General features: G+C 36.5%; 17 protein-coding genes. 16 read left to right on the top strand and 1 reads right to left on the bottom strand.

Annotation, left to right across the window (positions count from 1 at the left end; all coding sequences use genetic code 11):
• Positions 1-363: 363 nt before the first annotated feature.
• From OWO01_RS10430 to rsmI, 16 genes are all read left to right on the top strand, one after another.
• Positions 364-1,374: an ABC transporter ATP-binding protein gene (locus OWO01_RS10430; protein ID WP_272506096.1), complete on the top strand. Its 1,011-nt coding sequence runs from the start codon at positions 364-366 to the stop codon at positions 1,372-1,374.
• A complete protein-coding gene (locus OWO01_RS10425; protein WP_268780395.1) occupies positions 1,361-2,290 on the top strand; it encodes an ABC transporter ATP-binding protein in 930 nt (309 codons plus the stop codon). Before OWO01_RS10430 ends, OWO01_RS10425 begins: the two co-directional genes overlap by 14 nt.
• Positions 2,291-2,297: 7 nt before the next feature.
• On the top strand, positions 2,298-3,263 hold the full coding sequence (opp4B, locus tag OWO01_RS10420; RefSeq protein WP_268780394.1) for an oligopeptide ABC transporter permease: 966 nt from the start codon (positions 2,298-2,300) through the stop codon (positions 3,261-3,263).
• Between the two features lie 24 nt (positions 3,264-3,287).
• Positions 3,288-4,196: an ABC transporter permease gene (locus OWO01_RS10415; RefSeq protein WP_268780400.1), complete on the top strand. Its 909-nt coding sequence runs from the start codon at positions 3,288-3,290 to the stop codon at positions 4,194-4,196.
• A gap of 97 nt (positions 4,197-4,293) precedes the next feature.
• Positions 4,294-6,147 (top strand): oligopeptide ABC transporter substrate-binding protein, encoded by a 1,854-nt coding sequence (gene opp4A / locus OWO01_RS10410; protein WP_268780393.1) that lies wholly within the window; start codon positions 4,294-4,296, stop codon positions 6,145-6,147.
• A 218-nt stretch (positions 6,148-6,365) separates the two neighbouring features.
• Positions 6,366-6,545: a sigma factor G inhibitor Gin gene (locus OWO01_RS10405; RefSeq protein WP_268780392.1), complete on the top strand. Its 180-nt coding sequence runs from the start codon at positions 6,366-6,368 to the stop codon at positions 6,543-6,545.
• Between the two features lie 97 nt (positions 6,546-6,642).
• Positions 6,643-8,088 carry an aminotransferase class I/II-fold pyridoxal phosphate-dependent enzyme gene (locus OWO01_RS10400; RefSeq protein ID WP_268780391.1) on the top strand — a complete coding sequence of 482 codons (1,446 nt, stop codon included), beginning with the start codon at positions 6,643-6,645 and terminating at the stop codon, positions 8,086-8,088.
• 2 nt (positions 8,089-8,090) lie between these two features.
• Entirely contained in the window at positions 8,091-8,735 is a 645-nt protein-coding gene (tmk, locus tag OWO01_RS10395; protein ID WP_268780390.1) for a dTMP kinase, read from the top strand.
• Positions 8,736-8,756: 21 nt separating this feature from the next.
• The gene (locus OWO01_RS10390) at positions 8,757-9,086 is read left to right on the top strand and encodes a cyclic-di-AMP receptor (protein WP_268780389.1); all 330 of its coding nucleotides are present in this window, start codon (positions 8,757-8,759) and stop codon (positions 9,084-9,086) included.
• 26 nt (positions 9,087-9,112) lie between these two features.
• Positions 9,113-9,553 (top strand): YaaR family protein, encoded by a 441-nt coding sequence (locus tag OWO01_RS10385; RefSeq protein ID WP_268780388.1) that lies wholly within the window; start codon positions 9,113-9,115, stop codon positions 9,551-9,553.
• 146 nt (positions 9,554-9,699) lie between these two features.
• On the top strand, positions 9,700-10,686 hold the full coding sequence (gene holB / locus OWO01_RS10380; RefSeq protein WP_268780387.1) for a DNA polymerase III subunit delta': 987 nt from the start codon (positions 9,700-9,702) through the stop codon (positions 10,684-10,686).
• A 6-nt stretch (positions 10,687-10,692) separates the two neighbouring features.
• Positions 10,693-11,520, top strand: coding sequence for a PSP1 domain-containing protein (locus tag OWO01_RS10375; protein ID WP_268780386.1), 828 nt, complete (start codon positions 10,693-10,695; stop codon positions 11,518-11,520).
• Positions 11,521-11,535: 15 nt separating this feature from the next.
• Positions 11,536-11,883, top strand: a complete 348-nt coding sequence (gene yabA, locus OWO01_RS10370; protein WP_268780385.1) for a DNA replication initiation control protein YabA — start codon at positions 11,536-11,538, stop codon at positions 11,881-11,883.
• 511 nt (positions 11,884-12,394) lie between these two features.
• Complete coding sequence (locus OWO01_RS10365; RefSeq protein ID WP_268780384.1) at positions 12,395-13,141, top strand: tRNA1(Val) (adenine(37)-N6)-methyltransferase; 747 nt, start codon at positions 12,395-12,397, stop codon at positions 13,139-13,141.
• Positions 13,122-13,424, top strand: coding sequence for a GIY-YIG nuclease family protein (locus OWO01_RS10360; RefSeq protein WP_272506094.1), 303 nt, complete (start codon positions 13,122-13,124; stop codon positions 13,422-13,424). Before OWO01_RS10365 ends, OWO01_RS10360 begins: the two co-directional genes overlap by 20 nt.
• The gene (rsmI, locus tag OWO01_RS10355) at positions 13,402-14,280 is read left to right on the top strand and encodes a 16S rRNA (cytidine(1402)-2'-O)-methyltransferase (RefSeq protein WP_268780383.1); all 879 of its coding nucleotides are present in this window, start codon (positions 13,402-13,404) and stop codon (positions 14,278-14,280) included. Before OWO01_RS10360 ends, rsmI begins: the two co-directional genes overlap by 23 nt.
• A 93-nt stretch (positions 14,281-14,373) precedes the next feature.
• Here the strand turns inward: rsmI and OWO01_RS10350 are convergent, their stop codons facing one another.
• Positions 14,374-14,652: an AbrB/MazE/SpoVT family DNA-binding domain-containing protein gene (locus OWO01_RS10350; protein WP_268780382.1), complete on the bottom strand. Its 279-nt coding sequence runs from the start codon at positions 14,650-14,652 to the stop codon at positions 14,374-14,376.
• Positions 14,653-14,962 lie beyond the last annotated feature (310 nt).

Raw genomic sequence — 14,962 nt, 5'->3', positions numbered from 1 at the left:
ACTGATTGAAGTTTCACTGCATTCGGTGTATTTTTGTTGATATTTCATAACATTCTATATGCCCCAATGAATCATTGGATACCATGCAACCAGATTTAATCGAGTAAACGCATTGGTATTATCAGAAATATACATAAACTACAGGTGATCTATCTTAATATTAGATGATTATTAAACTAAATTAGTATAATATTAAAAAAAATCAGAATAATCATTGCTTTTTGTTAAATAGTTTCATATAATAACGTTTATACATTACAGATCCGGCATTAAGGGATAATGTAGAAGAGAGATATTACCATACAAAGAATTTTCAGAATAATACCTCAATTGTGAAATATATAGATAAATAGGAGGATGAAGTTGAAAAATAAATTGCTAGAGCTTAAAAACTTAAAAACTTCTTTTCGTATTAGAGATGATTATTTTGCAGCAGTTGATGATGTTTCATTGGATGTTCATAAAAATGAAGTCCTAGCAATTGTTGGTGAATCGGGTTCAGGAAAGAGTGCATTAGCTTTTTCTATTATGGGTCTGCATAATCGAGCGAAAATCGAAGGGAATATTGTATTTAAAGATAAGGACCTTGCTAATATTTCAATCAGCAAATTAAACGCAATACGTGGAAATGAAATGTCAATGATATTTCAAGATCCATTAACAGCACTTAACCCATTAATGACCATTGAAGAACAAATTGGGGAAGTACTTCAACTGCACAATCGAAACCTTTCTAAAAGGAAAAGACGCGAACGTGTTATCACACTTTTAGATCAAGTAGGAATACCTAGACCAAAACAAACTTGTGAACAATTTCCGCACGAGTTGTCTGGTGGGATGAGACAAAGAGTAATTATTGCTATAGCAATAGCAAATTCGCCCGAATTATTGATTGCTGATGAACCAACTACAGCTTTAGATGTTACTATTCAAGCCCAAATTTTAGATTTAATCAGAGATCTAAAAGAAAAAATGAATGCTGGAATTATATTAATTACTCATGACTTAGGTGTAGTTGCTGAGATGGCCGATCGGGTAGCCGTGATGTATGCTGGTGAAATTGTAGAGATTGCAAGTGTGGATACACTATTTGAAAATGCACGCCATCCTTATACAAGATCACTATTAAATTCTGTTCCTTCTGATGAGCAACAGGACACACTGCATGTTATTCAAGGCATTGTACCATCATTAAAGAATTTACCTAGACACGGTTGTCGATTTGCTGCTCGTATTCCTTGGATTGATGAATCGGCACATGAGGAAAATCCAACACTACATGAGATTGCACCAGGGCATTTTGTTCGTTGTACATGTCATGAGCATTTCTATTTCCCTGATGAAAAGGGGGATGAAGCACATGGAATTTCTTAAAGTAGAGGATTTAAAGATTCACTTTCCAATTCGTGGGGGTCTTTTAAATCGAAAGATCGATTCGGTCCGTGCTGTTGATGGTGTTTCATTCTCCATAGAGCAGGGGAAAACATATGGTTTAGTTGGCGAATCAGGATCTGGTAAAACAACAACAGGTCGAGCGATTATTGGATTAAATAATATCACTTCAGGAAAAGTATTTTTTGAGGGCAATGATTTAACAGATAATAGTAAAAAGGTAGATGTTCGAAAAGATATTCAAATGATCTTTCAAGATCCGTACTCATCCTTAAATCCAAAGAAAAGAGTAATCGATATTGTCGCAGAACCGTTACGGAATTATGAACGTTTAACGAAGAAAGAAGAACGTTATAAAGTAGCCGAGTTGCTAGAAAAAGTAGGACTATCACCAGAAAGTATTTTAAAGTATCCGCATGAGTTTTCCGGCGGTCAAAGACAAAGAATTGGTATTGCTAGAGCGATTGCTTTAAAGCCTAAATTAATTATTGCGGACGAACCAGTATCCGCACTAGATGTTTCTGTTCAAGCACAGGTTTTGAACTTTATGAAGGATATTCAAAAAGAGCTTAACTTAACTTATTTATTTATCAGCCACGATCTTGGTATTGTCAAACACATGAGTGATGAGATTGGGATTATGTATAAAGGGCGTTATGTTGAGGAAGGAAAAACGGAAGAAATTTTCACGAATCCTCAACATATTTACACGAAGCGCCTTGTTGCAGCTATTCCTGACATTAATCCTCAGAACAGAGAGAAACAAAAAATATTTCGCCAATCTGTTCAAGAGGAATTTGAACAATCTTATCACGATTACTTTGATGAGGAAGGCTTAGCTTATAATTTGCGGAATATTTCGAATTCGCACTCAGTCGCTTTGCCGGAGAAAGGTTGATAATGATATGTGGAAATTTATTGTAAGACGTTTACTTATTGCATTACCGCAGATCTTGTTACTAAGTGTATTAGTGTTTTTGATGGCACAGATGATGCCGGGGGATGCGTTATCCGGTTTAATCGATCCTAACATTGATCCAGCAGCTATTGAAGCGCAACGGGAACGACTTGGATTGAATGACCCGTGGCATATTCAATATGTAGATTGGATTACTGGTGTAGTCACGGAAGGTGATTTAGGAAGGTCGTTTCGTTATAAAATGGACGTTACGGAAATTATCGGACAGCGTTTGGTAAATACATTTTGGTTGTCTTTAGTAACATTAATCTTTACCTATTTAATCGCTATTCCATTAGGCATTACAAGTGGTCGCTATAACGATACGTTTAGAGATCAAATGATTACTGGTTACACGTATGTAGGTTTTGCTACACCATTATTTATTTTTGCACTAGTAGCACTATGGATCCTCGGTTTTCAATTTGGTTGGTTCCCAACAGGGGGAAGCGTATCACCAGGTTTAACACCAGGAACCTTCGAATATTTCTTGAGTAGATTACACCATCTTATTTTACCAGCATTATCGATGGCATTAATTACTACGGTTAACACTGTACAGTACTTAAGAAGTGAAATTATTGATACGAAACAAAAAGATTTTATCATAACAGCTCGGGCAAAAGGAGCTTCAGAATCAAGGGTATACAATCGTCATATTTTAAGAAATTCACTTTTACCGATTGCAGCGTTTTTCGGCTTTGAGATTACAGGATTAATTGGTGGTACGATTTTTGTGGAGACAATCTATAGTTATCCAGGAATGGGGCAACTATTTATTGAATCGATTAATCTCCGGGACTACAGTGTCGTAATTGCTGTTGTTCTATTATTAGGAATTGCATCGATCCTTGGTGCACTGCTTTCTGATATCATCCTGAGTCTTGTTGATCCGAGAATTCGCATTAAGTAATGGAGAAAGGGAGAAGTGAAAATTGTGGAAACGACGAATGCTGTAGAAAACCTTAATATAGAGAATATAAACAAAAGCCCATCTGGAGTTAGCATTATTTGGCGAGAGATTATGAGAGATAAATTAGCACTAATATCTCTAGTTTTTCTACTCTTAGTTACAACGCTTGTATACGGTATCTCTTTGTTTTTAGACTTGGATCAAATTGTGAAAATTGATTTATTCGCGATCCACGAACCACCTTCTAGTGACTTTTGGTTAGGAACAGATTATGGTGGAAGAGATGTGTTCGGACAATTGATTATTGGAACACGTAACTCGCTAACGATCGGTTTTCTGGTTACATTAATGACTGGACTTATCGGTGTTACCTTTGGTTTAACGGCTGGATTTTTCGGTGGTCATATTGACAACATTATGATGAGAGTTCTTGATTTCTTTATCATCTTGCCGTTTTTAATGATTGTTATCGTTTTTGTTTCGATTGTACCAAACTATTCGATCATTAGTTTTTCCCTAATTATGACAGCATTTTTATGGATGGGAATTGCACGCCTTATCCGTTCCAAAGCATTGCAAGAACGGGAACTGGATTATGCGCAAGCATCGAAAACGTTAGGAACACCAAGGTGGAAAATTATGTTCGGTCAAGTATTACCGAATGTTAGTTCCTTAATTATCGTAACGATGACGTTAAATTTAGCAGCAAATATTGGTTTGGAGTCTGGGTTATCATTCTTAGGCTTTGGTTTTCCAGAGGAAACGCCAAGCTTAGGGACATTATTAAGTTATGCAAGAAATCCACAAACATTAGAAAACCGTTGGTGGATTTGGATGCCAGCCGCCATCTTAATTTTCTTGTTGATGTTAAGTGTGCGTAATGTTGGTGAGGCGCTAAAACGAGCGACAGATGCTCGTCAACGTAGAGGTTAGTAGTTATATTATTTTGATACCTACATCAATTAAGATGTTGAGTATAGATAGCTAACAATTGTTAGCAGAAAACACAAAAAATGGGGAGGTTATATTTATGAAAAAGTCTAGTTTAGCAAAACTGTTGTTTGCAATGATGTTGATTTTGTTACTAGCATTAGTAGGTTGTGGTTCAGAGGATGAAGATACTCAAGGAGAACAAAATGATCAAGGTCAAGAGGAGGATACTAATGGAGGCGACGAAGATGACGCTGAAGATGATGGTATCTACTCTATCGATGATTTCAGCCCAGTGAAAACAAATGAGGGTGAAGCAATCGATGGAGGTACGATTACCTTTGGTTTAGTGTCAGATACTCCTTTTGAAGGTACGTTAAACCATAACTTCTATTCTGGTAATCCAGATGTTCAGGTTATTGACTGGTTTAGTGAGTCGCTTCTTGCAGTAGATGAGAACTATGCATACACACAAGAAGGCGCGGCAACATTTGAAGTAAACGAAGAAGAGCAATCCATTACATTTACTATTCGTGATAATGTAAACTGGCATGATGGTGAACCAGTAACAGCAGAAGATTGGTTATTTGCACACGAAGTAATTGGTGACCCAGATTATGATGGTCCTCGTTATGGTCAAACGTTTACAAGTATTGAAGGTATGGAGGAATACCATGCTGGAGAAGCAGATACCATTTCGGGAATGGAAGTTATTGATGAAAAAACGTTAAAAATTACGTATGCTAACTTTACTCCATCATTACTATCAAGTGGGATATGGACTTACCCATTAGCAAAACATATTTTTGAAGATATTCCAGTAGCCGATATGTCTTCATCAGACGCTGTGCGTCGTGAACCAATTGGTTTCGGTCCATTTATAGTAGAGTCTATTGTTCCAGGTGAGTCTGTCACGTACGTGAAAAACGAAGATTACTGGAGAGGTGAGCCAACACTTGACGGACTTACGTTAATCGTAGTAAACGAAAACGTTGTTGTTCAATCACTTCAAAATGGAACTGTCGATTTGGTTAATAGTTTCCCGACTGACCAATATCCAGAAAATGCAGATATGTCAAATGTTGAGTTTTTAGGGGACATTGATAATACCTATACGTATATTGGTTTTAAATTAGGATCTTGGGATGCTGAAAATAACCGTGTAGACATGGATCCAGATGCAAAAATGGCGGACGTAGAATTACGTAGAGCAATGTGGTATGCGGTTGATAATGCAACCGTTGGGGAGCGTTTCTATAACGGATTGCGTTGGAATGCAACAACACTAATTCCACCATCCCACCCAGATTTCCATGATGATACGATCGAAGCGCCATTATATGATCCAGAAAGAGCAAATGAAATTCTTGATGCTGCTGGTTATGAAGATGTAACTGGTGATGGTTTCCGTGAAGATCCAGATGGTAATGAGTTAGTTATTAACTTTGCTTCCATGTCTGGTGGAGATACTGCAGAGCCATTGGCACGTTATTATATCCAAAGCTGGGAAGCAGTTGGACTTAACGTACAATTACTTGATGGTCGACTAATTGAATTCAATTCATTCTATGATCGTGTCGGACAAAGAGGAGAAGATGATCCAGCAATTGATATCTATCAAGCTGCATGGGGTGTAGGTAGTGACGTCGATCCATCTGGATTATACGGACCTAATGCTATCTTTAACTTCCCTCGTTATGAAAGTGAAGGAAATGATGAATTGTTAGCAAGAGGTTTATCTGAAGAAGCATTTGATCATGCATATCGTCAAGAGGTTTATAGTGAATGGCAAGAATTTATGGTTGAAGAAATTCCTGTATTCCCTACGGTTTACCGTGCAATTTTAGTACCAGTTAACAACCGTGTTGTAAACTATAATATTCCTACAAATGCAGGATCAGAAATCTATCGTTATCAAATTGGTGTAACTCAAGAAGAGCCATATACAAACTAAGCAACCAAGTTGTCAAGTTTGATCTTTAAGAATAGTACATTATGCTAGAGCCGTTGGGCTTCTAGTGTAATGTACTTTCTTTTTTTGTTATGCAGTAAGTAGTTTCGTAACCTTTGTTAAATGGGATTTCTAAAAAGAATACCTTTCTTGTAAAATTATTTGATAGATTCGTATAAAACCCACCCGTTTCGGACATACTAGCTGATGGAGGTGGAGATATGTCAACAAATTATTGTAAAATCTGTGAATCTGAACAAGAAAAAGGAATTCATTTATATCATCTATTTATTTGCGAAGCATGTGAAGCGAAAATGATTCAGACAGTGCCAGAAGATCCAGACTATGCTTACTTTGTGGAAAAACTAAAGAAAATAAACACAAAACCATTGCAAATATAATGAAAAAATCTCGTATTGATGATAGAATACGAGATTTTTTCATCTTTATATTTGCTATAATAGAGTGAAACAATTACTACCGAAAAAGGATGTTTAGATGAAAAGAGAAAACCAAACAGGCACACCGTTATTCTCCGCACTAGATGCTTATAAACAACAAAATAATCTATCTTTTCATGTGCCTGGGCATAAAAATGGAACGGTATTTCCTGAAGATATGCTATCATCTTTTCAATCGATCTTACCTATTGATCTAACAGAATTAACCGGACTAGATGATTTACATGAACCGGCTGGTATTATTGAAAAAGCTGAATCACTAGCAAAAACATGGTTCGGATCACTGCAGAGTTACTTTCTCATTGGTGGCAGTACGGTAGGCAATCTAGCCATGCTACTTGCAACGTGCGTGCCAGGAGAAAATGTGATCGTACAAAGAAATAGCCATAAATCTATTTTGAATGGCATAGAATTAAGTGGGGCAATCCCAATTTTTGTTTCACCGAGCTATAACCAAAAACTGAATCGCTATACAAATCCTAGTATGGATCAATATAAAGAGGCAATCGAACAATATCCAGATGCCAAGGCAATCGTAGTAACGTATCCTGATTATTTTGGTCATACCTATGATCTAAAACAGTTAATCGATCTAGCACACGACAAGAACATTCCGATATTAGTGGATGAGGCACATGGCGTACATTTCTCGATCGATCACGATTCGATACCAATATCCGCAGTAAAATTAGGAGCTGATATCGTTGTACAATCTGCCCATAAAATGGCTCCAGCAATGACAATGACTGCATATCTGCACTATCAATCAAGGTTGGTAGATGAAAGAAGGGTAAAACATTATTTGAGCATGTTACAGTCTAGTAGTCCGTCGTATCCTCTACTCGCCAGCTTAGATGTTGCACGGTATTTTTTAGCGAATGTAAAGAAAGAGGAGATAACTACAATAATTCAGCAGATAAGTCAGGTACGTGCAATCTTTAGCCAAGGAAATGGATGGGATGTACTTCCATGCGAAAAAGGAGTCGATGATCCATTTAAAATCACCTTACAAGTAAGGGATGGTTATTCTACCGATGAAATTATCCACCAATTTGAAGCCGAAGGTGTATTTCCTGAACTCGCTACGGACAAGCATATTTTATTTATTCTTGGTTTAGCAAAGTTCTCTGAAGAAAAAAGATTAGAAAGCGTAGTAAAAAAAATCACAAGAAAATTAAAATTTGTGTCTAAACATGCTACAATAGAAAGAAAACCAATTGCATTTCCTAAAAAGATTTCCAAGCTTGTTTATAATCACGATGAAATGAATCAAAAGGAAGTCAATTTTTGTGATTGGAACACAGCGATTGGAAAAGTTGTTGCAGAGACTGTTGTTCCATATCCGCCAGGTATCCCCTATTTACTTAGAGGAGAAAGAGTAACACAGGCGCATGTTGAAACGATTCACTATTTAATGAAGGAAAAAATAAATTTCCAACAAACCAATTTGGAACAAGGGATTTGTGTTTTCGAAGGAGAATAATTGTGGCAGGATTTTTTATAACATTTGAAGGCGGCGAGGGAGCAGGAAAAACGACGGTATTGCAAGAAGTTGCGAAAAAGCTATCAGATAATGGTAGTGATGTCGTAACTACAAGAGAACCGGGTGGAATTGTCATCGCTGAAAAAATAAGAGATATTATATTGGATCCGAACCATACGGAAATGGATCCTCGAACAGAAGCGTTATTGTATGCAGCTGCTCGTAGACAGCATTTGGTAGAAGTTGTCCAACCTGCACTAACAGCAGGAAAGATTGTACTTTGTGACCGTTTTATTGATAGTAGTTTAGCTTATCAAGGATATGCCAGAGGTCTTGGGATTGATGAAGTTTATGAAATCAATACGTTCGCTATTAATGAAATGATGCCAGATATGACGTTGTTTTTTCATATCACACCAGAAGAAGGTTTAGACCGAATTGCTCGTAATATAGATCGGGAACAAAATCGGTTGGATTTGGAAGCGTTGGAGTTCCATGAACAGGTCTATCAAGCATATAATATACTAATCAATCGATTTCCAGATCGAATTCAATCCATTGATGCTACGAAGCCTTTGGAGCAAGTGATTGAAAGTGCATATTTATCGGTACTACAAAAAATTAATATAGATACAAGTTTGGCCTAAAACGTTAAGGAGGCGGAGCAATTGAAATTAATTTTAGCAGTGGTAGAAGATAAGGATAGTAATCGGTTAACGGACGCATTAGGAGAGAAAGATTTCAAAACGACAAAGCTATCCACAACAGGTGGTTTTCTAAAAGAAGGAAATACAACCTTGATGGTTGGTTGTAATGATGATGCAGTTGATGATGCGTTAGAAATAATTAAAAAAAATTCAAGCCAGCGTGAGCAAATGGTAGCACCGATATCACCTATGGGTGGAAATGCGGATTCTTATATCCCGCGCCCAATTAATGTTGAAGTTGGTGGTGCAACTGTATTTGTCTTACCGATTGATGCGTTTTACCAATTTTAATGGTAGATTAAAGGGGACTGAAGATCGTGAAAATTAACCAAGAAATAAGATCACAACTAGATGCAATAAAAACGAATCAGCCTCCCCAGAAAATCAAAGGAACTACCTTTGATGCGATGGTGGCTACACAAACACAAAAGTTACAAGGTTATGAACTAGAGCAATTAATGAAGGGAATATCACTTCAAGGAGAACGATTGACGCGATATCGCACGTTCAAAGAGTTAGCTAAATATAAACGACTTGTAAAAGATTTTGTCAAAGAAGCAGTTGATTATGGCATGGATTTGTCACACTCCCACAGTTTTAATTTTCATGGTGATTCACGAAAATTGACGTTAGTTAAAAAAATTGATGAAAAGCTGTTGACGATCACCGAAGTCGTCTTGGAGCAAGAAAAAAGATCGATCGATATCCTTGATCTTATTGGGGAAATCAAAGGTTTACTCATTAATTTATATTCCTAATCTAGTGTAATGGCTAGAAAACATGATAAAATAAAAGAAAGCATAAGAGTAGAAATCATCATTGGATTTCGCTCTTTTTTTCGTAATAAAGAAAAGGAGCGAATAGATAGGTCGCTACTTACTATTATATAGAAGGAAGTTATCAAATGAAAACTTGGAATGAGATAGCGAGTAATCAACCAATCGCAACAAGGATATTAACAAATATGATTGAGCGTAATCGCTTGTCACATGCCTATTTAATTCAAGGACAAAAAGGAACGGGAAAGAAAGCAGTTTCCATACTGCTTGCCAAGAGTTTTTTTTGTAAAAATCAAATAGGTAGTGAACCTTGTCATTCTTGTAAAGATTGTGTGCGAATCGATTCAGGAAATCACCCTGATGTTCATCACATTGCACCGGAAGGCGCTTCGATTAAGAAGGAGCAAATTGCACATCTTCAAAAAGAGTTTACGTATACGGGTTTGGAGTCCAATCAAAAAGTATATATAATCACAGAAGCAGATAAGATGACAACAAATGCAGCCAATCGATTGCTGAAATTTTTGGAAGAACCGAGTAAAAAGACAGCAGCGATTTTAACGACAGAGAATGCTCATGCGATCTTAGATACCATTCGTTCACGCTGTCAATTGATTGCATTACGGCCGTTAAATACAAATCAATTAGAACTAGCTTTGATAGAAAAAGGATTGTCAAAAGAAAATGCGAGACTATTTACTGTATTAACAAATGATCTGCAGGCAGCGCTAGCGTTAGACCAAGATGACTGGTTTGCGCAAGCCCGAAAATTAATGGTACAATTAATTGAAATGCTCCAAACTAACATAGAAGAAGCATTATTGTTTATTCAAAAACAATGGCTCCTACATTTCTCTGATCGAGAGCAACTGAAAATAGGTCTTGATATGCTTTTATATTGGTATAAAGATGTGATGTATCTACATATCGATGAGAATGACCAGCTTGTTTTTCTCTCTTATCGAGAAAATATCGAAAAAAGTGCAATGTATTGGTCAAAGCAAGATACAACAGCGATTCTTTATGCTATTATGGAAGCTAGGAGGCATTTGGAGCAAAATGTGCATCCTACTTTAGTAATGGAGAAATTAACACTGCAGATGCAGAGGTGACAAAGGATGATAGAAGTAATTGGCGTCCGCTTTAAAAAAGCGGGTAAAATATATTATTTTGATCCGGATGGAAAAAAAATCGAGAAGGGTCAATATGTAATTGTGGAAACGGTTCGAGGGGTGGAATTTGGTAAAGTAGTCATCACAAATAAAAAGGTAGATGAACAAGATGTAGTCTTACCATTAAAAAAGGTGATGCGAATTGCTTCAGATAAAGATAAAATAGTTGTTGCAGAAAATCAAGAAAGTGCAACAGAAGCTTATCGAGTATGTGGAGAAAAGATTATTGAACATGAACTAGAGATGAATCTAGTAGATGTTGAATATACGTTTGATCGCAATAAAGTAATTTTTTATTTTACTGCAGATGGACGAGTTGATTTTCGTAACTTAGTGAAAGATTTAGCGGCTGTTTTTAAAACAAGAATTGAATTACGACAAATTGGTGTGCGTGATGAGGCAAAGTTATTAGGTGGAATTGGACCTTGTGGTAGGATGCTTTGTTGCTCAACATTTCTTGGTGATTTTGAACCTGTTTCGATTAAAATGGCAAAAGATCAGAATTTATCACTAAACCCAGCGAAAATATCCGGTTTATGTGGTCGATTAATGTGCTGCCTTAAATATGAGAATGATGACTATGAAACAGCGAAAAGAGAGCTTCCTGATTTAGGTAAATCGATAAATACACCTTTTGGCAGAGGCAAGGTAGTTGGATTAAATATTCTAGAGCGTATGGTTCAAATTGAAATTCCCGAGAAAGAGCGCGTAATTGAGTACACTTTAGATGAGCTGATCGATCAGGGAGTTGTGCATACGCAAGCCACAGAATAATGGGGTGGAAGTAGCATGAATAAGAAAGAAGTATTTGAACAAGTATCTGGTATGGAAGAGCAAATTGGACAACTTTATCAACAATTGGGTGATCTAAAAACACACTTAAGTGAATTATTAGAAGAAAATCATCGCTTATCACATGAAAATCATCATTTACGCAATCGTTTGGATAAAGAGACAAATGCTACGGATGAAAGTACAGCACATTCCATTGAAAAAGATGAGCCAATTGGAGAAGGTTATGATAATCTAGCACGATTGTATGAGGAAGGCTTCCATATCTGTAATGTACACTTTGGTAGTCCAAGACAAGACGAAGATTGTTTATTTTGTTTATTGTTTTTAAACAAAACGAAATAAGTGCTCTGAAACTGAAAAAGTGTAACTGGACTGATCTTTTAAGATAATTATCTTAAAAATTCAGTCCTTTTTTTCTATCAAAACCGTTAACGTGCGATAATGAATTGTCTATAACACAGTATCGATAAACTGTGGGGTGTGAATCTAGGTTTAAGTAGGCATTTAAGCAAGGTTGCAGCCCTTTTTTGGGATCAACCTAGGTATATGTGGTCGTTTCGACGAGGTTGGTGCCATTTTCTGTCCTCAGCCTAAGCAAGATCAGCAATCTTGAAGAGGTTAGCGTTATCTCCTCCCCTGAACCTAGGGGAAATACCCGCCTTAAAGAAGTTACAGTATTTTTTGATACCCACCCTCGTGTAAAGATCATTAAAGTGAGAAGAAAAATTATTTACCACGCAGTTTGTGTCAAAGGTCCATTAAAACCCATTAGAAAATAACAGATCAGAAAGACTAGATATTTAATTGGCTATATGCATGTTTTAATAAAATGATTAGGAAAGGAGCACGCTTTATGATAGAACTTAATGGAGATGAGCGATTGGATTTTTTGTTTACCGATCAATCAATGCAAATCATTCAAAGTCCTAGTGTATTTTCTTTTTCTTTGGATGCGGTATTATTAGCAAATTTTGCTTCGATTCCGTTGAAACGTGGGAAGATCATTGATCTTTGCTCTGGGAATGGTGTCATTCCTTTATTAATAAGCAAGTGGTCAAAAGCTGCAATTACCGGTGTTGAGATCCAGACTAGATTATATGATATGGCGAAACGAAGCGTTCAGCTCAATCAAAAGGAAGATCAGATAAGCTTGATTCTTGGAGATATTAAAGAAATGCCCACACGGTTCGGGAACAATAAGTTTGATCTTGTCACGGTTAATCCACCATATTTTAAAACAATAAACGAAGAACACCAAAACAAAAATGACTATTTAACGATTGCAAGACACGAAGTATACTGTACGTTAGAAGATGTTATCAAAACATCTAGCCAGTTAGCGAAATCGGGTGGAAAAGTAGCGATGGTCCATCGACCAGGTCGGATCGTGGAAATTTTAACCTTAATGAAGCAATACAAGTTGGAACCTAAGCGGATTCGCTTTGTTTATCCGAAACAAGGGAAGGACGCAAACATCCTGTTGATTGAAGCAATAAGGGATGGTAAGCCGGATGTGAAGATCTTATCCCCACTTTACACCTTTGATGAAGAAGGAAACTATACGGAGGAGATTCATAACATTGTTTATCGAACGGAATAAGAAACATATAACATATATCCTTGAATGTAGAGATGGTTCATTATATACCGGCTACACCAATAATTTAATGCGGCGATTGAAGATGCATGAGAATGGTAAAGGCGCAAAGTACACAAGAGGGCGTGGCCCATTTCAACTAAAATTTTGGCTTAGTTTTGAAACAAAACGGGAAGCAATGCAAAAAGAGTATCAAATTAAACAGATGACGAAACAAGAGAAGCAATTATTGATTGAAAAATACCAGAAGGGACTCGTTATAGATGAAGACACAGAAAAGCTTTGATATTGATGAAGGGATTGGCACATTATTCATTGTACCAACACCGATAGGAAACTTAGAAGATATAACAATTCGAGCGATAAACACGTTGAAAACAGTTGATCTGATTGCTGCTGAAGATACTCGCAATACAAAGAAATTATTAAACCATTTTGAGATACATCAAACACTAATTAGTTATCATGAACATAGTCAAGAGAAGCGGGCAAATTTTCTCGTTGATGAATTAAAACAGGGAAGGGATATTGCGTTAGTGAGTGACGCAGGAATGCCTGCAATATCTGATCCAGGAACGGAGCTTGTTCAAGAAGTAATCGGGCAGGGACTTCCTGTGGTCACCTTGCCAGGAGCAAACGCAGGTTTATGCGCGTTAGTAGGATCAGGGTTACCGACAGAGAATTTCTACTTCTATGGCTTTTTGCCAAGAAAGAAAAAAGATCGTGCTCAAGCTTTTGAATTACTGCAAAAAATAACAACTACATTTATTTTGTATGAATCACCATACCGTTTAATAGAAACGCTAAATGATATCAAAAATGAATTAGGAAACCGTAAGATTGCTGTAGCACGTGAGTTAACCAAGCGTTTTGAAGAATATATTCGAGGAACGGTTGATGAAGTAATGGAGTGGTCAAAAGACGGAACGATAAAAGGAGAATTTTGTATCATCATTGAAGGGGGATTGATGGGTTTTACGGAAGAAACAAACTGGTGGGAAACTTTATCGATTATTGAACACGTAGATCGTTACATAGAGAAAGAAAACATAACAAGTAAAGAGGCCATAAAAAAGGTAGCATTGGAACGAAAAATACCAAAACGGGAAGTATATCAAAACTATCATCTGGAGCAAGAGTAACGTGACATCTCGGTATAAAATAAAATAAATCAGATCATTTTCTATCGATTACAGAAGATGATCTGATTTATTTTGGTCATTAATCAAACAATATTATTTGTTTAAGTTATTATTGATTTCTTCTACTAGAGCTTTTGCACCTTCAGGGCTTAACACTAATTTACCATCTGCAAGTGATAAATTATCATCAGAGATTTCTCCTGTAACTTGACAAGTCATGCTTGGCTTGTATTTTTGTAAGATGATTCGCTCATCATCTACATAAATTTCCAAAGCATCCTTTTCTGCAATTCCTAATGTACGACGAAGCTCAATTGGAATAACTACGCGTCCTAACTCATCAACTTTACGAACAATACCTGTAGATTTCATAACGTTCTCCCCTTTTGCTTTTTTTTGCTTAATTTCGGCATATTTCGACATCACCTAAAATTAATATACCAGTAATTTCTATAAGTGTCAATTAAAAAATAGAAAAAAATATTATTTCTAGGAAAAAAATTTGAAATAAACCTTAGAACTTATAGAAACTCATCTTTATTTTTCTTTAAGTTGGGAAAAGAACGAAAAAGCCATGATTTATGGATACAATTTACCCCAATAGGAATCAATATTTTCTTAGAAAGGACTAAGGGTAGTGAAAATCAATAATATGAGAAGTAATCCATATTATAGATGGAAA

The sequence above is a fragment of the Natronobacillus azotifigens genome, assembly GCF_026805325.1.
GTDB classification, from domain to species: Bacteria; Bacillota; Bacilli; order Bacillales; family Amphibacillaceae; genus Natronobacillus; species Natronobacillus azotifigens.
Note: the sequence above shows the minus strand (reverse complement) of the source record. Positions and strands in the feature narration are given on the sequence as shown.

Coding starts and splice junctions, on each gene's coding strand:
- rsmI (WP_268780383.1), top strand. CDS start 13,402: ATGAAGACACAGAAAAGCTTTGATATTGATGAAGGGATTGGCACATTA.
- OWO01_RS10425 (WP_268780395.1), top strand. CDS start 1,361: ATGGAATTTCTTAAAGTAGAGGATTTAAAGATTCACTTTCCAATTCGT.
- opp4A (WP_268780393.1), top strand. CDS start 4,294: ATGAAAAAGTCTAGTTTAGCAAAACTGTTGTTTGCAATGATGTTGATT.
- opp4B (WP_268780394.1), top strand. CDS start 2,298: ATGTGGAAATTTATTGTAAGACGTTTACTTATTGCATTACCGCAGATC.
- OWO01_RS10375 (WP_268780386.1), top strand. CDS start 10,693: ATGATAGAAGTAATTGGCGTCCGCTTTAAAAAAGCGGGTAAAATATAT.
- OWO01_RS10350 (WP_268780382.1), bottom strand. CDS start 14,652: ATGAAATCTACAGGTATTGTTCGTAAAGTTGATGAGTTAGGACGCGTA.
- yabA (WP_268780385.1), top strand. CDS start 11,536: ATGAATAAGAAAGAAGTATTTGAACAAGTATCTGGTATGGAAGAGCAA.
- holB (WP_268780387.1), top strand. CDS start 9,700: ATGAAAACTTGGAATGAGATAGCGAGTAATCAACCAATCGCAACAAGG.
- OWO01_RS10405 (WP_268780392.1), top strand. CDS start 6,366: ATGTCAACAAATTATTGTAAAATCTGTGAATCTGAACAAGAAAAAGGA.
- OWO01_RS10400 (WP_268780391.1), top strand. CDS start 6,643: ATGAAAAGAGAAAACCAAACAGGCACACCGTTATTCTCCGCACTAGAT.
- OWO01_RS10365 (WP_268780384.1), top strand. CDS start 12,395: ATGATAGAACTTAATGGAGATGAGCGATTGGATTTTTTGTTTACCGAT.